Annotated in this window: 20 protein-coding genes; 7 read left to right on the forward strand and 13 right to left on the reverse strand. The window is 33.4% G+C overall.

Annotation, left to right across the window (positions count from 1 at the left end; genetic code table 11):
* Position 1: 1 nt before the first annotated feature.
* From CA2559_RS11230 to CA2559_RS11250, 5 genes are all read right to left on the reverse strand, one after another.
* A complete protein-coding gene (locus CA2559_RS11230) occupies positions 2-2503 on the reverse strand; it encodes a heavy metal translocating P-type ATPase (protein WP_041241006.1) in 2502 nt (833 codons plus the stop codon).
* Positions 2504-2577: 74 nt separating this feature from the next.
* Complete coding sequence (locus tag CA2559_RS11235; protein WP_013188014.1) at positions 2578-3102, reverse strand: DUF3347 domain-containing protein; 525 nt, start codon at positions 3100-3102, stop codon at positions 2578-2580.
* A gap of 11 nt (positions 3103-3113) precedes the next feature.
* Positions 3114-4334 (reverse strand): TolC family protein, encoded by a 1221-nt coding sequence (locus tag CA2559_RS11240; RefSeq protein WP_013188015.1) that lies wholly within the window; start codon positions 4332-4334, stop codon positions 3114-3116.
* Between the two features lie 2 nt (positions 4335-4336).
* Positions 4337-8113 carry an efflux RND transporter permease subunit gene (locus CA2559_RS11245; protein ID WP_013188016.1) on the reverse strand — a complete coding sequence of 1259 codons (3777 nt, stop codon included), beginning with the start codon at positions 8111-8113 and terminating at the stop codon, positions 4337-4339.
* A gap of 95 nt (positions 8114-8208) precedes the next feature.
* Entirely contained in the window at positions 8209-8622 is a 414-nt protein-coding gene (locus CA2559_RS11250; protein ID WP_041241008.1) for an HYC_CC_PP family protein, read from the reverse strand.
* 122 nt (positions 8623-8744) lie between these two features.
* Between CA2559_RS11250 and CA2559_RS11255 the strand changes: the two genes are divergently transcribed.
* Positions 8745-9287, forward strand: a complete 543-nt coding sequence (locus CA2559_RS11255; protein WP_013188018.1) for an acyl-CoA thioesterase — start codon at positions 8745-8747, stop codon at positions 9285-9287.
* Positions 9288-9356: 69 nt separating this feature from the next.
* Positions 9357-10271, forward strand: a complete 915-nt coding sequence (locus CA2559_RS11260; protein WP_013188019.1) for a phosphatase PAP2 family protein — start codon at positions 9357-9359, stop codon at positions 10269-10271.
* On the opposite strand, the gene CA2559_RS11265 is transcribed toward CA2559_RS11260, so the two are convergent.
* The gene (locus tag CA2559_RS11265; protein WP_013188020.1) at positions 10261-11151 is read right to left on the reverse strand and encodes an SdiA-regulated domain-containing protein; all 891 of its coding nucleotides are present in this window, start codon (positions 11149-11151) and stop codon (positions 10261-10263) included. The two genes, CA2559_RS11260 and CA2559_RS11265, sit on opposite strands and share 11 nt — an antisense overlap.
* 54 nt (positions 11152-11205) lie before the next feature.
* Positions 11206-11751 carry a DUF421 domain-containing protein gene (locus tag CA2559_RS11270; protein WP_013188021.1) on the reverse strand — a complete coding sequence of 182 codons (546 nt, stop codon included), beginning with the start codon at positions 11749-11751 and terminating at the stop codon, positions 11206-11208.
* Between the two features lie 198 nt (positions 11752-11949).
* Between CA2559_RS11270 and sbnA the strand changes: the two genes are divergently transcribed.
* From sbnA to CA2559_RS11295, 5 genes are all read left to right on the forward strand, one after another.
* Positions 11950-12927: a 2,3-diaminopropionate biosynthesis protein SbnA gene (gene sbnA, locus CA2559_RS11275; protein ID WP_013188022.1), complete on the forward strand. Its 978-nt coding sequence runs from the start codon at positions 11950-11952 to the stop codon at positions 12925-12927.
* Complete coding sequence (locus CA2559_RS11280) at positions 12927-14669, forward strand: FAD/NAD(P)-binding protein (protein ID WP_013188023.1); 1743 nt, start codon at positions 12927-12929, stop codon at positions 14667-14669. Before sbnA ends, CA2559_RS11280 begins: the two co-directional genes overlap by 1 nt.
* Before the next feature lies 1 nt (position 14670).
* Positions 14671-16083, forward strand: coding sequence for a Y4yA family PLP-dependent enzyme (locus CA2559_RS11285; RefSeq protein WP_013188024.1), 1413 nt, complete (start codon positions 14671-14673; stop codon positions 16081-16083).
* Between the two features lie 19 nt (positions 16084-16102).
* The gene (locus CA2559_RS11290) at positions 16103-16519 is read left to right on the forward strand and encodes a hypothetical protein (RefSeq protein ID WP_013188025.1); all 417 of its coding nucleotides are present in this window, start codon (positions 16103-16105) and stop codon (positions 16517-16519) included.
* Between the two features lie 103 nt (positions 16520-16622).
* Positions 16623-18764, forward strand: a complete 2142-nt coding sequence (locus CA2559_RS11295; RefSeq protein WP_013188026.1) for a catalase — start codon at positions 16623-16625, stop codon at positions 18762-18764.
* 56 nt (positions 18765-18820) lie between these two features.
* On the opposite strand, the gene CA2559_RS11300 is transcribed toward CA2559_RS11295, so the two are convergent.
* The 6 genes from CA2559_RS11300 to CA2559_RS11325 all read right to left on the reverse strand — a co-directional run bounded on the left by CA2559_RS11300 (position 18821) and on the right by CA2559_RS11325 (position 25787).
* Positions 18821-19966 (reverse strand): PepSY-associated TM helix domain-containing protein, encoded by a 1146-nt coding sequence (locus tag CA2559_RS11300; RefSeq protein WP_013188027.1) that lies wholly within the window; start codon positions 19964-19966, stop codon positions 18821-18823.
* A gap of 12 nt (positions 19967-19978) precedes the next feature.
* Positions 19979-22357: a TonB-dependent receptor gene (locus CA2559_RS11305; protein ID WP_013188028.1), complete on the reverse strand. Its 2379-nt coding sequence runs from the start codon at positions 22355-22357 to the stop codon at positions 19979-19981.
* Between the two features lie 317 nt (positions 22358-22674).
* Positions 22675-23199 carry a LacI family DNA-binding transcriptional regulator gene (locus CA2559_RS11310; RefSeq protein WP_013188029.1) on the reverse strand — a complete coding sequence of 175 codons (525 nt, stop codon included), beginning with the start codon at positions 23197-23199 and terminating at the stop codon, positions 22675-22677.
* Between the two features lie 2 nt (positions 23200-23201).
* Entirely contained in the window at positions 23202-23870 is a 669-nt protein-coding gene (locus tag CA2559_RS11315) for a bifunctional 4-hydroxy-2-oxoglutarate aldolase/2-dehydro-3-deoxy-phosphogluconate aldolase (RefSeq protein ID WP_013188030.1), read from the reverse strand.
* Positions 23871-23877: 7 nt separating this feature from the next.
* Entirely contained in the window at positions 23878-24903 is a 1026-nt protein-coding gene (locus CA2559_RS11320; protein WP_013188031.1) for a sugar kinase, read from the reverse strand.
* 119 nt (positions 24904-25022) lie between these two features.
* The gene (locus tag CA2559_RS11325) at positions 25023-25787 is read right to left on the reverse strand and encodes an SDR family NAD(P)-dependent oxidoreductase (protein ID WP_013188033.1); all 765 of its coding nucleotides are present in this window, start codon (positions 25785-25787) and stop codon (positions 25023-25025) included.
* Positions 25788-25797: the final 10 nt, after the last annotated feature.

Consider the following 25797-nt stretch of genomic DNA (forward strand, 5'->3'; position numbering starts at 1 on the left):
TTTAAATTGATTTGTTTTTTAATCTTAAAGCGTTCCCTATTACAGAAACTGAACTAAAACTCATAGCCAAAGCTGCAATCATTGGTGATAACAACACACCAAAAAATGGAAATAAAATTCCTGCAGCAATAGGCACTCCTAAAGTGTTATAAATAAGCGCGAAAAATAAGTTTTGCTTTATATTTTTCATAACTGCCTCGCTTAAATTTCTTGCTTTTACTATACCGTGTAAATCTCCTTTTACTAAAGTTATTTCGGCACTTTCAATTGCCACATCGGTTCCTGTACCCATTGCAATCCCAACATCGCTTTTGGCTAATGCTGGTGCATCATTTATACCATCACCAGCCATTGCAACACAATGACCATTAGTTTGCAAACTCTCTAATTCTTTTAGTTTTTGCTCTGGTAGCATTCCTGCTTTAAACGTTGATAGGTTAAGACGCTTTGCAACAGCTTTTGCTGTATCTTCATTATCTCCGGTAAACATTATTACCGAAATTCCTTTTTCTTGAAGTTGAGTTATTGCCTTAGCACTTGTCTCTTTAATTTTATCGCCTATTACTACTAAACCTACAATTGCCTCATTTAAAGAAAGATAAGAAACTGTTTTTCCTTCTTTTTGAAAATCTGCCGCTTTATTAATAGTATCTTTTGATAGTTGTACTTTGGCAAATTCCATCATTTTAGAATTACCTAACGCTAAGGCTTTACCATCTAGTTTTCCTTCGACACCTTTACCTGTTACTGAATTAAATGCTGTGACTTTTAATATATCTACATCCTTTTGTTTGGCATAATTTACTGTTGCATCTGCTAAAGGATGTTCGCTATTGGTATTAAGGGAAGCTATTAGTTGTAATACCTCAGCTTCTGTATAATTATTATCTAAAGCTACTACAGTTTCAACAGATGGCTTACCTTCAGTAAGTGTTCCTGTTTTATCTACTATAAGCGTATCTATTTTATTCAGTTTTTCTAAGGCTTCAGCATTTTTTATAAGCACGCCTTGAGAAGCTCCTTTTCCCACACCTACCATTATAGACATAGGTGTTGCTAATCCTAATGCACAAGGACAAGCTATAATTAAAACTGCAATCGCATTTACTAACGCATAGACATAAGCTGGATTTGGTCCCCAAATTGCCCAAATACCAAAGGTGAGTATTGAAACCCCAACAACTATTGGCACAAAATATCCTGAAACCTTATCTGCTAGCTTCTGAATGGGAGCTTTGCTCCTACTAGCGTCGTTAACCATTTTAATGATTTGAGATAGTAATGTTTCATTACCTACTTTCTCAGCTTTCATTAAGAAAAATTGGTTGCCATTTATAGTACCACTACTAACTTTATCATCTTCTGATTTATCTACAGGTATAGGTTCGCCTGTAATCATAGATTCGTCTATGGAAGAATGCCCTTCGGTAATATGGCCATCTACAGGAATTTTTTCGCCAGGCTTTACTTTCAAAATATCACCTTTCTCTATTTTTTTAATGGCGACTACCTCTTCTTTACCATCAACAATTTTAATAGCTTTATTAGGCGCCAGTTTTAATAATTCCTTAACCGCAGAATTTGTTTTGCTATGAGCTCTAGCTTCTAAAACTTGCCCCATAAGCACTAAAGTTAGGATAACTGTTGCAGCTTCAAAATAGACATGTACAGCACCTGAATCTGTTTTAAATTGCGGTGGAAAAACTTGAGGAAAGAGTAATCCAAAAACACTAAACAACCAAGCAACTCCAGCACCTATACCTATTAGAGTAAACATATTGAGATTCCAACTTATTACACTTTTATAAGCGCGCTCAAAAAACATCCAAGTGGCATAAAACACCACAGGCAATGACAGTGCAAATTGTATCCAGTTCCAATAAGTTTGCTCTAGTACTGTGTAAAGCGGATTTTCAGGAATCATTTCACTCATTGCTATTAAAAAAATTGGAAGCGTAAATGCAACAGCCATCCAAAATTTCTTAATGAGCTTTTTGTAATTCTTCTCCTCAGATGTAGTATCTGGTTGTTTTGGAACTAAATCCATACCGCAAATAGGGCAATCTCCTGGTTCTTCCTTTTCTACTTCAGGATGCATAGGGCACGTCCATTGGTCTGTAGTATGTTGTAGTTTTTGTTCTTCAACCAGATCCATTCCGCAGACAGGACAATCTCCAGGATTCCCATATGTTTTATCACCTTCACAATGCATTGGGCAATAATAAACACCGTTACCATTGTTTGATGTTTTAGCAGATGTTGTTTCTTCATTTCCTGCTGAAGCTTCTTTTTTTTCAAGATGAATACTATAACTACCACCATCTTCTTTTAAGGCCTTTTGAAATGTTTTTAAAGGCAGATGTTTCTCCATTTCTATGTTAGCAGTACCCTTTTCAAGGTTAACAGATACCTGTTTCACGCCTTTTACAGAAGACAATATAGTTTCTACATGAGATTTACACCCATTACAAGACATGCCGTTAATATGATATGTATGTGTCATAATTATAATATTCAGTTACTCCTTATAAATTTAATACGCTAAATTGATTCTTTTAAAGAACCAGCATTTAATCTCTATTGAATTTTACTATCTATCTTACCGCATTTTAGCATCTTATCTCCAAAATATGGGTTTATTATTTTTTCTTCTGATGATAACCAATAACCACCAGTATTATTAAGAGCCATTGGGCAATATTGTTTGTAAATAGCACCGCTTGTTATAGATGATGATACCAATTCTTCTATCTCATCAGAAAGTCTTGGCATTTGTGATCTTGCCTCTTCAAGTGTTTTGGCTTCTTGAATTATAGCTACAGTTTTTAGGTCTTCTCCTAACACTTCTTTCAACTCTTTTGCTCCACTATTCGCTTCTTTTAAATTTGAAGCAACCAAGGCATCTTTTATTTTTAAATATGAATTAAATAACTGTTCTGAAGTTTCATTGTTAAACTCTAATTCTGTTGTCTTAGAAAGTTCTTCTTCTTTGTGCTCTTTAGAAGTAACCTGTTCAACTTTGTTAGTTTCTCCTGCGTCTTTGCAAGCCATTAGATTTAAGACTAAGACTGATGCTATTGCTATTGATTGTAAATTTTTCATAATTAAGATATTTATTTAGTTAAGTAATTTAATGTTGCTGTTTGCAAATAATAGTTTGTGATGCTTTTGATAATTGCTTTTTCAAATTTTAATTGTAATTCCTGTAAGTCGAGAATATCATTAAAGTCTATAATTCCTGTTTCATAGCTTTTGGTTAATATATCTTCTGCATCTTTAGCGTGTTGTAAATTTTTTAATTGTGTTCTGTAATTCATTAGTGCAGTTTCTCTAGCACTTAATGCTTCAGCTAAAACGGCGTTTAATTGGTTTTCTCGTTCTTTACGTTCATTTGTAATTTGCTCTTGGCGTAATTCATTCTGCTTACTCACAGATTTATATTTAGCATTAAAAATTGGAATGGAAACCGAAAGCATAGGCATAAGAATATCTTTACCGTTATCACTAAAGTTTTGAGAAGGTCGCTCTGCAACATTTATATAATCTATACCTACTCCAAAATCTGGAATTCCTTCTTTTTTGTTTAGTGTTTCATTAGAAACTACAGACTCATATAATTTGTCAAATTTTATTAATTCAGGATGTGTAGTTACAGTAGTGTTACTTACAGACAAACTATCCAAAGGCATTTGGCTTAGGTTTACCACCTTTATTTGAGTACCTACAGGTTGATTTAATAAACTATTAAACTCAGCTTGTTCAGCCTTAAAGGTATTTTTCAAAGCTTCAATTTCTTGAAGAAGTTCATTTTTTCGTATCTGTAATCTAAGTAAATCGACTGCTGATGCCTTACCAACTTCTATGTAGGTTAATGCTAGCTCTTCATAGGTTTCAAGTAGGCTAACTTGTTCTCGCAACACATTCTGCATATCCATTGAAGCATATAACTTATAATACGATTGAGATACATTTAGTTTTAGCTGCCTTTTGGCTATAACTACATTTACATACTCTGCATCTGCCATTGCAGCAACGTAATTTTTACGAGCTGTTATTGTTCCAAACCAAGGTAACATTTGCCGTGCAGAAAGCTTGAACTGCTGTGGCCCAGTACGCGTTTCTGTTTCACTTATAAAATAACCTACGCTAAACTCTGTATCTGGTAAGGTATTTACTTCGTTACGTTTTTCTAGGGCTATTTCGTATTCATTATTAACACCACTAATTTTAGGGTTGGTAGTTTCTGCTTGCTGTAAATACACATCAAGTTGTTGTGCATTGCCAGCAATAGCTAGACATACACTAAATAAAAATATGCTGTTCCTAAAATTCATAGTTAACTTAATTTAGGGTTATTTGGTTGAATATTTTCTTGTTTTGATAAGGCTATTTCTTTTCTCCAACTAAATAAAACCGGTACCACAAATAAGGTCATTAAAGCTATAAGCATTCCTCCAAAACTTGGTATTGCCATAGGAATCATAATATCACTACCTCTTCCTGTTGATGTAAGCACAGGTAAAAGTGCCAGCATAGTTGTAGCTGTAGTCATTAAACACGGTCTAATTCGTTTTTTACCTGCTTCAACAATACTTGCTCTAATTTCATTTTTAGTAGCTGGTTCGTTTTTATTAAAGGTTTGTGTTAAATAGGTTGCCATTACTACGCCATCATCTGTAGCAATACCAAATAAGGCTATAAACCCAACCCAAACAGCTACGCTAAGATTTATAGTCTTCATTTGAAAGAGGTCTCTAATATTTTCACCAAACACATTAAAATTCATAAACCAATCTTGACCGTAAAACCATATTAAGATAAAACCTCCTGCAAATGCAACTGCTATACCTGTAAATACCATAAATGCTGTAGAGACAGATTTAAATTGAAAATATAGAATTAAGAAAATTATGATTAACGCCATAGGTACTACAAAAGACAGAGTTTTTTCTGCCCGAAGTTGATTTTCATAGGTTCCTGTAAACTCATATGAAATTCCTTTAGGAACGGTAAGCTGCCCTTTTGCTATATAATCTCTAATTTTTGCTTGTGCATTCTCCACTACATTTACCTCAGCATAACCGTCTAACTTATCAAAAAGGACATATCCCACTAAAAATGTGTCTTCACTTTTAATAACTTGAGGTCCTTTCTCATATTTAATGGTTACCAGCTCCTTTAATGGCACTGGTGCTCCATTAGCTACTGGCACATAAATTTGTTCTAAATCTTGAGGCGATTCTCTTTGTGCTCTAGGATACCGTACTCTTACATTATAACGTTCTCTACCTTGTACTGTTTGAGTAAGTGGCGCGCCTCCAATTGCAACCTGAAGTACTTGCTGTACCTCTTCTATTGAAATACCATACCTTGCTAATTGATCTCTTTGAATATCTATAAGTAGATACGGTTTACCAACAATCCTATCTGCAAATACAGCTTGTTGCTTTACACCTTCAGATTGCTTTAAGATTTTTTCCAACTGTATTCCAAAATCTTCAATATCTTTTAAATTTTGTCCTTTTACTTTTATTCCCATTGGTGCCCTCATTCCTGTCTGTAGCATTACCAATCTTGTTTCTATAGGTTGTAATTTGGGAGCCGATGTTATGCCAGGAAGATTAGTCACGCTTACAATCTGATTCCAAATATCGTCTGGAGAAGAAATTTCTGGACGCCAATTTCTAAAATATTCTCCATCGTCATCCTCAATTAAGTCTTTGGTCTTTACACGTGTGGTACTCTCATAAACTTTTTGTTTTTGTGAAACTGTTTCAGTATTGATAGTGGAATTTAAATTATGTATTGATGCTCCATTTTTAAGAATAAACAAGCCATCTTCATCTACTTTATAAGCTTGCATCTTACCTTCAGCATTCAGCTTATACTCTGGTTTGTATTGTATAATATTCTCATACATAGATAATGGTGCAGGATCTAATGCAGACTCTGTTCTTCCTGCTTTACCAACAACCGTTTCTACTTCAGGAATGCTTGCTACAGCCATATCCAGCTGCTGTAATACCCGTTTATTTTCTTCTATACCTGCGTGAGGAAGTGATGTAGGCATTAATAAAAACGACCCTTCATTTAAAGATGGCATAAATTCTTTCCCAGAATTACGCATGATTATAGCTCCTAAAATGACGATAATTGTAGGAATGCTTAAAAATGCAAGCTTATGATTAAGCGTCCATCTTAAAATTGAAGTATAATACTTTTGAAAGAGAGTAAATAAACCTAAGAGCCCGAAACTAATAAGCGCGACGATTATTAGGTTTGTAAAAAAAGAATGGTTTACTCCTAAAGGTTTCCAATATATTGCTAATAATACTACTATTGCTAATACTACACTAGCTATCGTTAATTGACTTGCAGTTTTGTCACTAAGTAATCGCTTAAGCTTTAATATGCCTAGCAAGCCAAATACAATAAGCATAAGGCCTAACCAGTACCCAAAAAATAACCCAAACAATCCTATTACTATAAGTGAAGCGTTAAGGGCAATTCTGTACGTTACTTTAAATGATCTCTTTTTAAATAGAAATGCTGCAAATGGTGGTATTAAGAATAATGCTACAATTATTGATGCAGTTAACGCCATAGTTTTAGTAAACGCTAAAGGCCTAAATAATTTTCCTTCAGCACCAATCATCGTAAATACAGGAATAAAACTAATTATCGTAGTTAATACCGCAGTCACAATTGCACCAGAAACCTCTGCTGTGGCATTATAGATAACTGAGTTTATTGATTGTTTTTCCTGTTGTTTAGCATTTTCATCAAGATGCCTTATGATATTTTCTGAGAGAATTACACCAACATCTACCATAGTACCTATGGCAATTGCTATTCCAGAAAGGGCAACAATATTAGCATCTACATTAAATAGTTTCATGCTTATAAATACCATTAAGACTGCCACAGGTAATAATCCTGAAATAAGTATTGAAGCTCTTAAATTAAATACCATAATAATAATCACTAATATGGTGATAAGTATCTCCAGAGTAAGTGCTTCATTTAAGGTACCTATAGTTTCATTTATAAGTTGAGTACGGTCGTAAAATGGTACCACCGTAACTTGAGAAACTCTTCCGTCCTTTAAAGTTTTTGAAGGTAAACCAGTCTGAATAGATTCAATTTGGCTTTTTACATTATTTATAACCTCAAGAGGATTTGCACCATAACGTGCTACAACAACACCACCAACAACTTCTGCACCTTCTTTGTCTAAAATACCACGTCTTGTTTCGGGTCCTAAGACTACGTTTGCGATATCTTTTATAGAAATTGAAGTGAAGTCTTTAGAGGTAACTACAGCATTCTCTATATCTTCAATAGATTTTAGGTATCCTAAACCTCTTACTAAATATTCTGCTTTATTTATCTCTAATGTTTGCGCTCCTATATCCTTATTGCTTTGCTTTACAGCTTTCACAACCTGACTTAAAGATATATTATACTGCCGCATTAGTTCTGGGTTTACATCTATCTGGTACTCTTGAACGTAACCTCCAATTGATGCTACCTCTGAAACTCCATTTGCTGAAGACAGTGCGTATTTTACATTATAATCCTGTATGCTTCTTAACTCGTGTAAATCCCAACCACCAGTTACATTTCCATCTTTATCTCTACCTTCTAAAGTATACCAAAATATTTGACCTAAACCAGTGGCGTCTGGTCCTAAAGTAGGGTTTACACCATCTGGAAGTAAATTTGAAGGAAGTGAGTTTAATTTTTCTAGTATGCGGCTTCTACTCCAGTAAAACTCTACATCTTCTTCAAAAATGATGTATATGCTAGAAAAACCAAACATAGAAGAACTTCTCACAGTTTTAACTCCTGGAATTCCTAAAAGTGACGATGTTAAAGGATAGGTGATTTGATCTTCAATATCTTGAGGAGATCTACCTTGCCATTTGGTAAATATAATTTGTTGATTTTCTCCTATATCCGGAATGGCATCAACAGCTACGGCATTTTTTGGTATAATACCTGTATCCCAATTAAAAGGAGAAGTTACTATGCCCCAACCTATTATAACTAATAATAAGATGAGTGCTACAAGCTTATTTTGTATGAAAAATTTAATGCTTTTATTCAGCATAATTAAAGTAATTAGATAAATATAAATGGTATTAAGACATACCAAGGTTTTCCTATTGTTTGAATAATAGGATTCACTTAAAAATTATCTAAACTTTAAATTAAATAGGTGTCATGTAAGACTAAGATGTCCCGCACTATGAGTGGTGGTGCATAATCATCTGTAGGCAAAGTTTGTGAGGTGTCATCAGTATATAAAGCTACATAAGACAATGTATATGCAACTAAAAATTGCTGATCTTCTAAAGTTATTGTATCCCAAGTGATCTTTAAATCATCTTGACCATCTATTACAATTTGCTTGTCTGAGCAACAACTAGATTTTTCGATGTTAACCGAACAAGTTTTAGAAAACGCTTTTTCCATTGCACAAGCTTCAGCTTTATGCAACACAGCCATATCCATTAACATATCGCCACAATAATGTTTATCTACAGTAAAAGATACAGTAGAAAACAACACTAATAGTGTCATTACAATAGAAGATATTTTTTGGAAAAATTGTTTCACACTACAAAAATACAATTTTTAATTTTGACTACTAATAAAAGACTTTAATTGAAAACCTCTTGGTTAATTTACTAAGCAATTAAGGTATTAAATAAGTATATTACTTAAAAATACAATATAAAATGGCATCCTTTAAACACAAAAAAGATTCTAACATAGAGCTTTCACAGCTTATGCTTCCTTCTCATTCTAATTTCAGAGGGAAAATTCACGGTGGTTATATTTTAGAAATTATGGATCAGGTAGCCTTTACGTGTGCTTCAAAATATAGTGGTGCATACTGTGTAACTGCAAGTGTTGATACTGTAAATTTTAGAAACCCTATTGAAGTTGGAGAGCTTGTTACTCTAAAAGCATCAATAAATTACGTTGGTAACACATCGATGGTTGTTGGCATTAGAGTAGAGTCTGAGAACATTAGAAACGGCTCTAAAAAACATTGTAATTCATCATATTTCACAATGGTAGCAAAAGACGATGATGGGAACAATGTAAAAATTCCAGGTTTAATATTAGAGACTGACAATGATATAAGACGTTTTGTAAAGTCTATTAAACGAAAGGAAATGGACCGAAAGCGTGAAGAAAAATTTTCTGATGAAGACTTTAGTAAAGCAAAGTACAAGTCGAAATTAAAAGATTACAATGTAGAAATTAACTCTTGACAGATGTTAGTTAAATATAAATTGCCTGTTTCAAAATAGAGGCCTAATTTTGCATTCAAATTTTAACCTATGCCAAATAGAATAGTTTATTCGCTTATTATCCTTTGCTTAATTGCAACTTCTTCTTTACAAGCACAATTACTATCGCCAACATCTACGCCAGGTAAAGCAGATAAAGATTACGGTTTTACAATAAAGGAGAAAAAAGAAGAGCGTGAAACACTTTGGCAGTTGTTTAAATATGATGCAAAGAATATTTTAGGTGGTGTTGGTTATGCTTATACTAGACCGTTATCTTGGCAAAAAGATGATTTTATTATACTAGGAGCTACTGTAGCTGGAACTGCTGCGTTATATACTTTTGATAACGAATCTAGCCGTTATTTTAGAGATCAGGTAGATGATGTACCTCAGGTTATTAGGGATTACGGCTTTTATTATGGTAGCCCTCAAAATAATTATATGGCAATGGGTGCTGTGTACTTAACAGGTTTAGTTATAAGAAGTGAAAAGGTAAGACGTGTAGGCGTACTTTTAGCAGCTTCTGCAACCGCTGGTGGTATATTACAACAAGCTGCAAAAATTGGTGTTGGAAGAGCGAGACCAAACCACATTGCAGATAGAGATAGATTTAAACCATTTGATTTAGATGCTGGTGCCGGTTTTCACTCTTTTCCTTCAGGGCACACAGTATTATCTATCACAAACGCACATATTATTGCAAAGCTATTTGAGAGTCCTTGGATAAAAGCTGGTGTATATGTTATTGGTGCCATTCCGCCTATTTCTCGTGTATGGGAAGGCGCACATTGGTTAACAGATGTTGCCTTAAGTACTGTAATGAGTATTGCTATTGTTGAAGCTATAGATAAGTTCTTAGACTCTAAGTATGAGACTAAGCTTACAAAAGGTCCTAGAGAGAAAAGTTTATCTTGGGATTTAAGATTAGGTCCTGGACAATTAGGTGTTGCAGTTACTTTTTAATGCTGTCTTTCTTTACAGTTTTTTCTTCTAACAATACGTGAAGAATATTGGCATCTGTAGCGTGAAATTCATTTGAGATATACAGGGCACCATCCTTACTAAAGGTAATACCTTCAGGTTGCTGAAAATCGTCTGGGTTTAATAACTGTATCTTTTTCACTTTACCTTGTGGAGACAAGATAATAAGCTTAGGATTTACTCCTTCCAACACATAAAACTCTTTTGTTTTGGGGTGTATTGCAATATCTGATGGTCTAAATGTTTTTTGAACTTTCTTAGTACTAAACTCAGAGAAACTTTTGTCTTTTAAATCTATAGTTACAATTGGATTTTTAGCCATTTTTTTTGAGTCTAAAGAAAAGGCGTAAACACCTTTATTATGCTTGCTTTTAGGGTCTCTATCCTTAGCAATTATTAGTAGCCTATTATTATCTTCATCATAAGCTAAAGACTCTACATTATGCTTAGATTCAAAAATGGTTTGATAGGTTGTAACGCTTTGTTTTGTTTTTGAGGTATAGTTTGATACTTCAAACAATAAACCATCACTGCGCATAACATAGGCTGTGGAATCTTTTATAGCCAAGCCTTCATAATCTCCACGTTCACCAAAAGCGATAGTGTCTGTAATTTTCATCTCGTGCAGATTGTAATGAAAAATTATTCCGTTTTCATCTTGTACTGCAGCTATAGTACTGTCTTTTACCCAAGAAATTCCTGACACCTCTTTAAGAGCACCTGGTAACTCCCAATTTGTTTCTATGCTATACGTGTAGTCTTCTATACTTTGTGCATAATAACCGTGTTTACTAAAAAAATAAATAATAATAGCAGACACTGCTAAAATGGCCAAGATAATTGTTACTTCTAAACGTCTCATAGTTTTTTTAATTGTAAAGCAATACCTACTTCCTCTTTTGTCTTTTAAGAGTTTTTAATTTAACCTAGCTTGTATAGGTAACCCTTTTACACCTTTTAAAATACGATCTTCTAAATTTGAATCATCCTTACTATGTAGTACAGACATATCTCCAGTAGACTCTAAAATTACAGCTTTAACTTCAGAAAAATTTAAAGCGTTGGCTTCTCTCAGTTTTGCAATTAAATCATCTTCACCCACATTCGTTTTCTCCAAGTTTTCATACAAAATCTCACCTTCGTACATTAACATCATTGGTGCATTTGTAAGTAGTTTACTCAATGTTTTAGACTTTCTTATTGCAAATGAAAATATGGTTTGAAACATAATTATACCGGCTAATGCAATTCCTCCTTTTAAAAGAGATTGGTTAGTATTCATTATTACTGTGGCAAGAATAGAACCTATTGCAATAGTTGATGCAAAATCAAAACTCGACATCTTTGCAAAAGTTCTTAATCCTGAAACTCTTGTAATGAGTATAATTATTCCAAAAATCACTACTAGAGATACGATAACCTTTAGTAGAATAGATAAAGATGCGAATGTCCAAGTTTCCATAGTTCTTAATATTTTATGTTAGCAAATGTCAATTTATAATAATGTAATTACTCTTGAAGCGTATCACTTCAACTTTTGAAAATTTTTAACTACCTATTGTTAAAGTATGTTATTATAAAAAAACACAGTCTTGTTTTTGTTTAGTTTTAATTGCTGTTACTTCAACATTATAATATTGGCAATATCTGCAAGACTATTATGAACGCTACACTTACATTACCTATAACCAACCACACAGTATATGAGTCCATACTAACTACAATTGGCCATACGCCATTAGTTAAGTTAAAAAAATTATCTGCGGAGTTAGGCTTTCAAGTTTATGGAAAGCTTGAGATGACAAATCCTGGTGGAAGTATTAAAGATAGGACATCATTAAACATTATTGAAGAAGAAATTGCCAAAGGGAACATTACAAAAAATACTACACTTGTTGAAAGTAGTAGTGGCAATATGGCGATAGGTTTGGCACAGGTTTGTTCTTATCATAATATACCTTTAGTAATTGTTGTAGATCCAAAAGCTAATAAGCATACTTTAAAAATATTAGATGCTTATGGAGTAAAAGTAGATATGGTTGAAAAAGCTAGCCAAAATGGAGGTTATCTTGGTGCTCGCTTACAAAGAGTACAAGAGCTTGTGGCACAACTTCCAAATGCTATATGGACAAATCAATATGGAAATAAAGCCAACCCGAAAGCACATTGGCAAACTATGAAAGAGATTTATGAAGATTTACCTGATGTAGATTATGTTTTTTCTGCCACTAGTACTTGTGGGACATTAATGGGTTGTGCAGATTTTATTAACTCTGAACATTTAAATACAAAACTTATTGCAGTAGATGCTAAGGGAAGTGTGATTTTTGGAGAACAACCAGAAGAACGACATATTCCTGGTCATGGTGCTGGTTTACCATCTCAATTTTTAGATAAAAATGCCATTCATGATGTGGTTCATACTACAGATAAAGAATGTGTAACTGGTTGTCACAAACTACTTAAATTAGAAAGTATTTTAGCTGGCGGATCTTCTGGTGCAGTTACAACAGCTATAGAAAAATTAAAACATAAAATCCCTAAACACAGCACGTGTGTTCTCATACTTTGTGATCGCGGCGAACGCTATATAGATACTATTTATAATAAAGATTGGGTAGCTCAAAAACTAGGGTAATGCAAACTGAAACTTTTCATATAGGAATTGTAGGTTTTGGTCCCAAAGGATTATATAGTTTTGAAAGGCTTCTCGCCTACTTAAATCATTTTAAGGTTGAGACTCAAGTAAACATTCACCTATTTAATGAGTCGTCTTCTTTTGTTGCTGGTTGGGTTTATCATAAGGATCAACCAGAGTATTTGTTAATGAATTATCCTAACCAATTCATTTCATTACAACCAACTTCAAAACCTTCAGCGGTTTGTGAGGTGTTGTCATTTTCTGAATGGTTAAGCGAAAAGCAAAAAGAATCAATTAAAGAGCTTGATCCAAAAGTGTCTTCTCGTAAAACTGTTGGTGCTTATTTAAGTTTTTACTTTGAAAAGTTTTGTAATTGCTTACCTAATAATGTTTCAGTTTATAAACACATTGCTTCGGTTGAAGACATTAAACAAAAAGGAGATGATTTTAAGCTTAAAACCTCGACTAATGTTAAACTTCCATTATTAAATTCAATAGTAATTACAACAGGTCATACACCTAGCATTAGGAGCAAGGAAGAATTCTTTAATGCCCCAAATAACATTCCTTTTGTATATCCTATTGAAAAGAAATTAAGTGTTGTAAATCCACAATCTACCGCAATCTTAAAAGGAATTGGCTTAACAGCTATTGATGCTATTTTAGGTTTAACCGAAGGTAAAAACGGTAAGTTTAAACAAAAGAGCAATAATGAATACTCCTATTTAAAAAGCGGAAACGAACCGAAAATCATTTATCCCTATTCTAGGTCTGGTATTCCTATTATTCCTAGAGGTGAAAATGCACTCAACTACGAGCAAACTAGCTTTTTCCTAAAAGATTTTATAGCTTCTCAGAATTTTAAACCACATTCACTCGATTTTGAAACTGATGTTTTACCTATTATAAAACAAGATATTGTAGGCGAATTTTACAATACATTATTTCAACTACACAATGTTTCTTATAGGCAATATGAAGATTTTAATGGCCTTAATATTCGCATCGAGAAATTTCATAAAGAGCATCCAGAAATTGAAAAATTTGAAGCAGAAAATTTGTTAGCTCCTACTCTAGCTTTAAATGTTGCTTCATTTAAAAATGTGTATGAGTTTTGGACATTTTGGTGCCTAGAAAATGAGAAAGCTAAAAGCCCATACGTTGCAGCTGCAAGTGCTTGGCGCTATTTAAGCAAGGAATTTAATTTACTGTACAGCCAACAAAAACTTACTAAAAAGTCAAAACAACTATTTCAAACAAAATATTTTGGGTTATTTAATAAGATCTCATACGGTCCACCATTGGTGAATATTAAAAAAATGCTGGCACTTATAGAAGCCAATATTTTAGACTTCAGTTTTTCTGAAAGTCCAACTATATCTAAAAATACAATTTCAAATTCAAATCAATCTTCAATATACGATTGGTTAATTGATGCAAGGCTACCGAGAGGTTTTTCAAATTCAAAGTCTGTTTTATTTAATTCAGAAAATTCAGCTAAATTATTTACAACCACTAAATTTTCAAATACTACACACGAATTACATTGTACAGCTACTGGTCATCCTATTAGTAAAGATGGTGAACCATTAAAATCTATCGTTTTATATGGCACTCCTACAGAAAATATCTTATTTGATAACGATACCTTATCTAGAACACATAACGATACAGTGTCCGGTTGGGCCAAAAACATTGCAAATAATTTAAGTGTAACCACACAACTTATATCATCTTAACATGAAAGATACATTACCAAAATTAACGCCTATTACGTCTGCTTGGATGCATAATATAATAGAAGATTTTAATCTTCAGGATGCATTATTCAATACATACGGTTCTCCACTAAATATACATAGCTTACCTTCTTTTGAAGATAATATTACAGAATATCAAGAGGTATTAAATGTTTATAATTTTAAGAGTCAATTGTTTTTTGCCAGAAAAGCAAATAAGTTTAAAAATCTTATTGAAGCTGCTGTAAATAGTGACATTGGTGTAGATACTGCAAGTTATGAAGAGCTTAAACAATGTTTAGATCTTCAAGTAGAATCATCTAAACTCATTTCTACTGCAGCTATAAAAAACAAGGAACTTCTTGAACTCGCTTTAAAACATAATGTAGTTATTATAATTGATAACAAAGATGAACTCATTGAGATAGAAAAACTGGTGAAATCTTTAGATTGTGTAGCTCAAATTGGTATTAGAGTTTCTGGATTTGCACATAATAACACTAAACTTTTTAGCCGCTTTGGGTTTGATATTGAAGAGGTTGAACCAATTTTATGCAATTATTTAAAAGGTAATCCATCATTTAATTTAAAAGGGTTTCATTTTCATTTAGATGGTTACAGTACAGCACAACGTGGTAATGCGTTGCACCAAACAATAAGCCTTTTTGAGAGCTATAAATCTACTTTTCCAAATCTGTCTTTTATAGATATTGGTGGTGGTATTTTAATGAATTATCTAAAAAGTGAGACCGAATGGCAAACATTTCAAGAACAATTAAAAGAAGCTATTCTTGAAAAAAGACCAGAGTTAACTTATAAAAATTCTGGATTAGGATTTACCATAAGAAATGGTGTTGTAGAAGGCAAACTAGCTACCTACCCATATTTCAACACGACGACTAAAGCTAATTTTTTAGGTGAAGTTCTAGAAACATTAAATAGCCAAAACATTTCGGTATATAAACGTTTGGAAGACAATGAAATTGAGTTGAGATTAGAACCTGGTCGAAGTTTACTAAACCAAGTAGGAATAACTATGGCACGTGTAGCACATCGTAAAGTAGATGCACGCGGAAATCACCTTATTGGTTTAGAAATGAATATGTCTCAATTGAAAAGCTCAAGTGCAGATTTTTTACTAGATCCTTTTGTTAGTTATCACAATGAAGATGAAACACAACAACCTATTGAAGCTTACTTTACAGGCGCATATTGTTTGGAGCAAGATGTAATATTAAAAAGAAAAGTGGTTTTAAAACAATTGCCAAGTATTGGTGATGTGGTCATCTTTGTGAATACCGCTGGTTATATGATGCACTTTTACGAAACCGAAGCGCATTTATTTAAACAAGCCCAGAATGTTTCAATTGCTGAAAAGAAAGAATCTTATAATTTAAAAGATTTTAAAGCATAGCATACTAAATAGTACTACTATGACTATAGATGTAATTTTAAATATCATTTTAATTAGTACAATAACCATGACGGCTTTTAGTTATTTAATGACGCGTCTTTTAAAAGAGAATCTTGTAGAACCCTATTGGTTAAATGTCATCTTATTTAATAAAAAGCTTTTGTTAAGACCACTAGGATGGTTGGTACATTTCATTACAGGTATAGGCTTTTTTTATTTACTGTATCTTCTTAATTCTATATTCAATTTCGGGTTATTATTAAATGGACTAGCAATTGGTATCATAGAAGGATGCTTAGGTGTTTTTATGTGGTATATCGCTTTTAAATTTATTGAAAAACCTGACAATCTTAAACTTAGACTATATTATTATAATTTAATTGGCGCTCATATAGTTTTTAGTTACACTGGTTTAATTTGTCTGAATCAATTTTAAGATAACTTTAAAACTCTCTATAAATACTTTAACAATGTAAAAAGATGTCGTCTTTCATAATCTCGTAAATTTATTAATAAATACTAATCAATAGATTTTACTTATGAGCGATAAAGAAAATTTACAGCCAGATTCAAATAGTAAGACAGACCAATTATCATCTTACACAAAAGATTCTGAAGGAAAAAACTTAACCACTAACCAAGGTTTAAAAGTTAACGATACCAATAATTCTTTAAAAGCAGGAGAACGCGGTTCTACCCTTTTAGAGGATTTTTTATTACGTGAAAAAATAACAAGTTTTGATCACGAAAGAATACCAGAGCGCATAGTACACGCACGAGGAAGTGCTGCACATGGTCATTTTGAACTCTATAAAAGTATTGAGAAATATACCAAAGCAGGCCTTTTTACAGATACCTCTAAAAAAACGCCTGTATTTGTAAGATTTTCAACAGTTGCAGGTTCTAAGGGATCTCCAGATTTGGCAAGAGACGTTCGTGGTTTTGCAGTAAAGTTTTACACAGAAGAAGGTACTTGGGATTTGGTAGGTAATAACATGCCTATTTTCTTTATACAAGATGCTATGAAGTTTCCAGACTTAATACATTCTGTAAAGCCAGAACCAAATAATGAAATTCCGCAGGCAGCTTCTGCACACGATACGTTTTATGATTTTGTGTCTCACGCGCCTGAAACTTTGCATAACCATATTTGGGCAATGAGTGATAGAGCCATACCAAGAAGTTACCGAATGATGGAAGGTTTTGGTATACATACATTCAGATTTATTAATAAAGAAGGGAAATCTCACTTTGTAAAGTTTCATTGGAAACCTGTACTAGGTGTACATTCTGTAACTTGGGAAGAAGCAGTTAAAATTAATGGTGTAGATGCCGATTTTCACCGTCGTGATCTTTGGGAAGCTATTGAAGCAGGACAATATCCAGAATGGGAATTTGGTATACAAGTAGTTCCTGAGGAAGATGAACATAAATATGATTTTGACTTATTAGATCCTACCAAATTAATTCCAGAAGACATGGTTCCTGTTGAGATTGTTGGTAAGATGACATTAAACAGAAACCCTAGTAATTTCTTTGCTGAGACAGAGCAAGTTGCATTTTTACCTGGTCATATTATTCCTGGTCTAGATTTCACGAATGACCCATTATTACAAGGTCGTTTATTTTCTTACAGAGACACACAGCTTTCAAGGTTAGGAAGTCCTAACTTTCATCAAATACCAATTAACAGACCAGTAACGCCAGCACACAACAACCAACGCGATGGCCATATGCAAACTGAAATTCCGAAAGGACAAACTGCATATTTCCCTAATACTTTAGGTGGTGGTTGTCCGCATTTAGCCAAAATGGCCGAAGGTGGTTTTACGTCTTACGAAGAACGTATTGATGCCAAGAAAGTAAGAACACGAAGTGAAAGCTTTAGTGACCATTTCTCACAACCAGCATTATTTTATAGAAGTTTGGAAGAATGGGAAAAGAAACATGTAGCAAACGCCTACTCTTTTGAACTTGGTAAGTGTAACCAAAAGCATATTAAAGAACGTATGCTATGGCTAATAAATCAAATAGATGAAGACCTTGCTAATACTGTTTCAGAGAACTTAGGCTTATCTATTCCAGATGATATTGAACAGCCAATAAATCAATCAATTGGTGCAGATGCAGATGTTGAGAAGTTTCAACCTTCAGCCAAAAAAGTGTATCTAGAAAAAGACAAATCATTAAGTCAAGCTCATACAAAGTTTGATAGTATAGCAACGAGACAAATTGCTGTATTAGCTGCAAATGGCTTTTCTATGGATGACTTTAAAACATTTACAGATGCTTTAGAAGATGAAGGTGCTGTTTGCAAAATTATTGCTCCGCATGGTGGTACAATTAAATGTGACCAAGATATGGATCACGAGGTTGATGCAGCAATATCGACAACCGAAAGCGTTCTTTTTGATGCTATTTTTGTACCTGGCGGAAAAGACTCTGTTGATAAACTACTTAAAACTGGTAAATATTCTAAGTTTATAAGTGAAGCTTTTAAACATTGTAAAGCTATTGCAGTTTGCAATGAAGGTGAAGAATTACTTAAAAACAGTTATATAAAATCTTATGACGATGATAAAGCTGTTTTTGTAAATGGAAAACCTAAAAACTTTATTGATGCTATTGCCCAACATAGAAATTGGGACCGTATGGAAGCAGCATCAGATATTCCAGTATAAACGTTAATCAATAATTTAAACAAAAAAGGCTACCAGTTTGGTAGCCTTTTTTTATGTTATTTCTTAAGCTTTCGTTTACGTTTTTTCTTCAATTTATTTAACCAAATTATTGTTCCTGTTATTGGTAAACTTGTGGCAATAAGACAGGCAATAAAGTAAATGATTTTTGAAAATGTCCCAAATATCTGTCCCGTATGAATAGGTTTTATTAAAGATGCTATTTGCACATTTAAAGGTTTATCATTAAACCATTCTTCTTTTAAAACTGTTCCATCTACATCGATAATAAGTTTATCTGAAGTTACTGGAGACCAACCTGAAACCTTTCGTTTAGTAATGCTATAGGTGTCGGTTGCAGTTTTTGGTAAAGTGATTGTTGTTTTTCCTTCGTAATCAAAAATATCATTAGCTATACTTAATATATTCTCTACAGGAATTTGTTCATTCTCATTTGTTACTTGAGAGTTTATGGTTTGGCCGCCACCTCTGTTTCCAAAGACTTTAGCACCCAAAACAGCACTACCAGCATCTTTATACCATACAAAAGACCAACATAACCCTGTTAGGCACATGATTACCAAAAATATACATGCATAAAACCCTAAAGTATTATGCAAGTCGTGATTAATGCGTTTCCAGTTTGCTGAAAATTTAATCTTAAAACCAGGTTTAAAAGCTTTCCATTTCCATTTTTTAGGAAACCACAATATGACACCACTAATGGCCAAAAACAGAAAGATGATTGTTGCTACGCCAACAATTGGGCGCCCAATTTTAGTATCTAGTAGTAACCATCTGTGCATTTTAAACATCGTCATAAAAAACCCATCTAGATAAGATTTTTGTGCCTTCTCGTAGTTACCAGAATAGGGATCTACATAAAACGTGCTACCACGACGTTCTTTTGGTGATGTTTTAATATTAAATTCTAGAGGTTTGCTATTATCGTCTGGAACAGTTACTCTGTTTATACTGCCTTCCTGTGATAAATTGGTAAATAAGGTTTCAAAAGACTTCTTTTGCTTCGCTGTATTTTCAACCTTAAATTCCTTAACGGTTAGTGCTTTTAACTCTTCTTCAAAAGTTAAAAATGTTCCGCTTAAACACACTAAAAATAGAATAATACCACTACCAATTCCCATCCATAAATGAATGTCATTAGTAAATTTTCTAAATGTGTATGCCTTTTTTTTCTTAGTCATATTTCCTTGTTTTTAAAACGAATAGCTTAAAACACCAGCTACCGTTCTAGGATCTGTCTGGTTTATAAAACGTGTTCTGTAGGCATTGTAACCTATTTCATTAAACACATTGTTAAGTAACAAACGAGCATTCCAATGCTTTTTGAATTTATAGGCTGCCTGTAAATTTACTAATGTATAAGCTTCAACTTCAAAAGGTTTTTGGTTTGGCACAATACCTTCGTGACTTACTGCGCCTGTAGACCAATCGTTAATTGGTCGTTCTCCTGTGTAGTAAGCTCCACCACCGATTGATAGGCCTTTTAAAGCATTTACAAATTTATAATCTAAATACACATTTGCAGTATGTTTTGGTGTGTTTAAAGGTGATGACCCATATACAAAAGAGGTATGCTCCTTGTACTGTGCATCTATATAAGAATAGCCAGCTACAGCGGTAAGGTTTTCTAAAATACGTCCCGTAAGTTCTACTTCTATACCTTGCCTTTGGTCGTTTCCACCTTTTTCAAAAAATCCTGTGGCTACAAAGTTTTCATCATAAACAGGTAGGTTTATGTTCTTATTATTAATTTTAAAATACGTGGCATTAAAACGTAAACGATCGTCATACCAACTGGTTTTTATACCTGCTTCAAATTGATCAAAACGTTCATTTCCTAAAGCATTACCATTTGCATCTACTCTCGTGCCAGTTCTTGGATATGCACTGTTAGTATAAGATGCAAAGACATTTATATTTTTAACAGGCGAAATTACAACACCACCTAAAGGTGTAAATGCATTACTATTAATTGTTTCGTCTCCAGAAATAGTTTCGGTAGTACTATATCTAATTCCTAAAAACGTGTCCAACCAAGGTGTCCAGGATACTACATCTTGTGCAACAAATCCTAAAGAAGTTGCTTGTGAGGTGCTTGCGTTACTATCTTCAAAATTTATGTTTGGTAACGTGTTTGTATTGTTCTGAAATACATTAATTGTATCTACTGCTGAAACTGTAAAGTTTCCTAATGAAGTTTTGTTGGTTCTGTAATCTACACCTACTTGAAATACGTGCTTTAATTTTCCTGTATATACATTATCTCCAATAACATCTATTTGAAAAACACTGTTGTCATCTTCCCTATATGCATTAGAATAACCTCTTGTTCTAAGGTTATACTGCACCTCTTCATTTACTGTAACTGCGCTTCCTAAACTAGCACCTTTGTCTTCTAACTCTAATTCAGATTTGTAAAATGCTGTTTTTAACGTTAGTTTATCTGTTAACTCGCGATCAAATCTTACAGCATAGGTTGTATTTTTAGTTACAGAACGGTCATTCTCAAACCCTAAAAATTGATCATACGGTAAATCGTAAATTGCGTTGGTATCATTTTCGGCTAAATTTACGGTACCAACATCTGGAGTTCTGCTATCGTAAAAATGATCTAACTCTACAGTTACTTTAGTTTTTTCATCCACTTTCCATTGAAACGAAGGATTAACATAAAAACGTTGAGAAGAAACGCCATCTCTAAAACTATCTGCGCGCTCAACAGCACCATTTATTCTATAAGCCACTGTTTCCTTTTCATTAAAAGGTCCAAAAACATCTACTGTAGTTCTGGCTTGCCCATAACTTCCTATACGCTGTGCCACTTGACCACCAAAACGATATTTAGGTGTTTTAGTTACAATATTTATTACGCCACCAGGACTTCCTAAATCTGTAGCGACACCTTGTGTAATAGAAGAAGCTCCTTTTAAAACCTGAATATTATCTACACCTTGCATGTCTGTTAAAACACCTACACCTCTAAAGTCTGAATGCACTCTAACTCCATTTTTAAGAATAGGAATACCTCTAAAACCACGTGAAGACATACTTTCTCGTTTATTACCATAGGTAGCAAACGTATAAACGCCAGGTACATTTTTAGTAGCTTCTGATATTGTAAGTGCACCTTGATTCTCTATAAGTTTTTCTGAAATCACAGAAATACTTTGTATTTGTTCATAAGGTTCAAGCGGTAAACGTGTGAGAGCCTCAATTTTATCTGGATGACTACTGCGACGACCAAATACTTCAACTTGATTTAAAGATGCATCTGGTTGAAGCGTAATTATAATATTTTTTAATCCTGAAGTAGATAATACAATTGGAGTTATTTGTGTTTTAAAACCTACCGCACTTGATTGAAGTTCAAGATCTCCAGTTTTAATAGTATTTAATTGAAAAAGACCGTTTTCATTAGCCATTGTTCCTTGTTTAAGCGCCTTTATATAGACGTTGGCAAAAGGAATAGGTTGATTATTAGCTCCAACTATCTTGCCTTGAATAGAAGCATAGTCTTGAGAAAATGCAAAATTAATTAAGAGTAAATTGGTTAGTAGTAGTAAACGTTTCATTATTATTTTTATTTAGACTTATTATGAATAAAGCGCGAATATAACACTGAAAGCTTAACCAAGAAAGCTTATGTAGAATGAATCTAATTAAAAATAGTTAAATTTTGTTAACGTTTTTTTAAGTATTTAACTGTTAGGACTTTTAAATTTTAGGTAGGAAGTAATAAAGGGTAATTGAAATATATTTATAATTACTCTTACACTTTTATGTAGTAGTTATTTATCTCCTCAAGCTAAGATTAATAAAAAAATAAGTGGTTTTACCTATAATTATAATTACTAATAAGGAATATTGACTTAATTAATGCTGTTTTCACTCAAGCAAAGTTAATTTGCTGTAGTAACATTTCAAACTTATCAATACAATAGTGTTTTAATACTTTCATATCATCAGACACTACCCTATCAATATGCACTACTGGAAAATTTTCATAAGATTTATAAACAGGTCTAAACGTACTAGATAATATAAATGCGCCATCAGTACTACCATCTGTTATACTTCTAAGACAATCATCTTCAATAGTATCTTCTTCAAAAGACTGAAAAATAATAATCCTATAATTGTGTTTTCTTGCCACTTTTTCAATATAGTGTAAGAAACAGCTGTAAAAAGATTCATTAATACTTGGTAAAATTACCGCAACCATTTTAGTCTTTTGCTTTCTTAAAGCAACTGCGTGATTATTTGGTATGTAGTTATGTGCATCTGCTAAAAGTTTGATGTTTTGCTTTGTCTTACTATTAATATCTGGCATGTCATTTAATGCCTTAGATACTGTTGATACTGAATAGCCCGATAATCTTGCTATATCTTTTAATGTTACCGCAGATGATAGCATAGTTAATTTCTTAAAGCTGTAATTATAGCAAGAGTTTCCTTGACTGTATTTTCTATAAATGCATAATCATAATAACCATTAGCATCTTTTTTTATTAGTTTAGATCCCATACCTACACAGTCTACACCAGCATTAAACCATTCATTTAAATTATCTTTATTTGGAGACACGCCACCAGTAGGCATAATATTAGTCCAAGGTTGTGGTCCTTTTACGGCTTTAACAAAACCTGGTCCGTATATATTACCTGGAAATAGTTTTACAAGTTGGCATCCTAGTTCTTCTGCAATTGCTATTTCAGTTAAGGAGCCGCAACCAGGAGACCACATTACCTTTCTCCTATTACATACTTTAGCTATATCTTCTCTAAACACTGGTGTGATAATAAAATTTGCGCCAAGTGCCATATATCTAGAAGCTTGAGCAGCATCTGTAACAGAGCCAACACCTAGCATCATACCCTCTAAGTTATTAATGGTGTAAACATTTAATTCTTCAAAAACAGCTTCAGAAAAATCTCCTCTAGCTACAAATTCTAAAACTCTTGCTCCACCATCATAACAAGCTTTAACTATAGCTTTTGCATTTGTAATATCTGCATCATAAAATAAAGGTACTAATCCTGTACCTTTCATTTCTGTATAGACTTGTTCTCTTGTAAATTTTGCCATAATACTATTATCTAGATACTTTTCCGTGACTGTCTGAATTAATAAAACGTTCGATATCTTTTAATGAAACCAAGTTATAATCCCCATAAATGGTATGTTTGAGACAACAGGATGCAACTGCCATATTTATAGATTTTTGATAGCTTATATCATCTGATAATAAACCATAAATTAAACCTGCCATAAATGCATCTCCGCTACCTACTCTATCTACTACTGGTGTAACTTCTTTTATATCTGCATCATATATAGATTTACCATCATAGAGAATACCGCCAATACGTTGGTGTGAAGCGCTTACAGAATATCTTAAAGTGGTAGCCATTGTTTTAAGGTTTGGGCACATCTTAAAGACTTTGTCATATAATGACGGAAGTAGGTTTAAGTTCTGATAATTAGGATTAATCTGATTTTCTCCTAACATAAAATAAGCTGTATCTATATCTCCTAAAATAATGTTACTATACTGCAATAACTCTGGCATAACCTCATGTGGTTCTTTCCCATATTTCCAGAGCTTAGATCTGTAATTTAAATCTGTGGAAATTGTAATCCCTAATTCGCTTGCTACTTTTACAGCTTCTAAACATTCTTTAGCAGCATTATCTGAAATTGCAGGTGTAATACCACTCCAATGAAACCACTTGGCGTCTTTTAAGATTTCTCGCCAATTAAATGTTCCAGAAGTTACATTTGCCATAGCGCTATGAGCTCTATCATACAGTACATTGCTAGATCGTGTACCTGCACCTGTTTCTAGAAAATAAATACCAATCCTACTATTTTTAACCATTTGTACATTAGCAGAACTTACATTACGCTTTCTTATTTCCATTAATGCTGTTTCTCCAATTTCATTTTGAGGCAAACAGGTTACAACTTCTGAAGGAACCCCAAAATTTGCTAAGGACACGGCAACATTAAATTCTCCACCACCAAAGGTTAGAGCAAACGACTTTGATTGTGAAAATCTTAAGTGGCGCTCGGTAGAAAGTCTTAACATAATCTCTCCAAATGTGACAACTTTACTCATTATAAACTTTTAATTTCTAGCTTTATTAAAATGCCAAATAGTTTTATAAAACTACCTATAAAGTTATTTGTAAATTTAACATTATTAGGTGGTTGCAAAACTACTTGGCAAAATTTTAGTTAAATTCCTAGTGCTTGACCGCCACCTATTTGAATTGTTTCTGCAGTTATAAATGAAGCATCTTTACTAGCTAAGAATGATACCACAGAGGCTACATCTTCTGGTTGTCCTAAACGTCCTAGCATGATATTATTAGCCCAAGAAGCAAATACCTCTGGTTTTGTTTCTTTAATCTGAGCGTGAAATGGTGTATCTATAGTTCCTGGTGAAACTGCATTTACTCTAATGCCATACTCTGCCAAATCTTTAGCCAACGCTCTTGTAATAGCGTGAACTCCAGCTTTAGATGTACCATAAATTCCTGCACCAGGACCGCCAGCTGTCCAACCTGCGTTAGATGTGTAATTAATAATTGAAGGATGCTCTCCATTCTTTAAGAAAGGAATTGCAGCTCTCGAGGCGAAGAATACAGAATCTAAGTTTAATGCCATTACATTTCTATAAAACTCTGTTGTCATTTCTTCAAATCTAGATCTTCCGCCTAAACCTCCAGCATTATTTACCAGCACATCTATTCTTCCGTATTTTTCGCCAATGGCTTTTATATTAGAGGTTACGTCCTCTTCTTTGGTAACATCAAATCCATAATATTCTGCTGTCATACCTTCTGCAGTAAGCTCCTCAACACGTTTAGCTCCTGTTTCATGATCTATACCGTTTAAAACTACAGTATATCCATCTTGTCCTAATCTCTTTGCTACTTCAAATCCGATACCGCCAGTAGCTCCTGTGACTACGGCAACTTTTCCTTTTAACTTACTCATTTTGTTTAAT

This window comes from Croceibacter atlanticus HTCC2559, assembly GCF_000196315.1.
In the GTDB taxonomy this organism is placed as follows: domain Bacteria; phylum Bacteroidota; class Bacteroidia; order Flavobacteriales; family Flavobacteriaceae; genus Croceibacter; species Croceibacter atlanticus.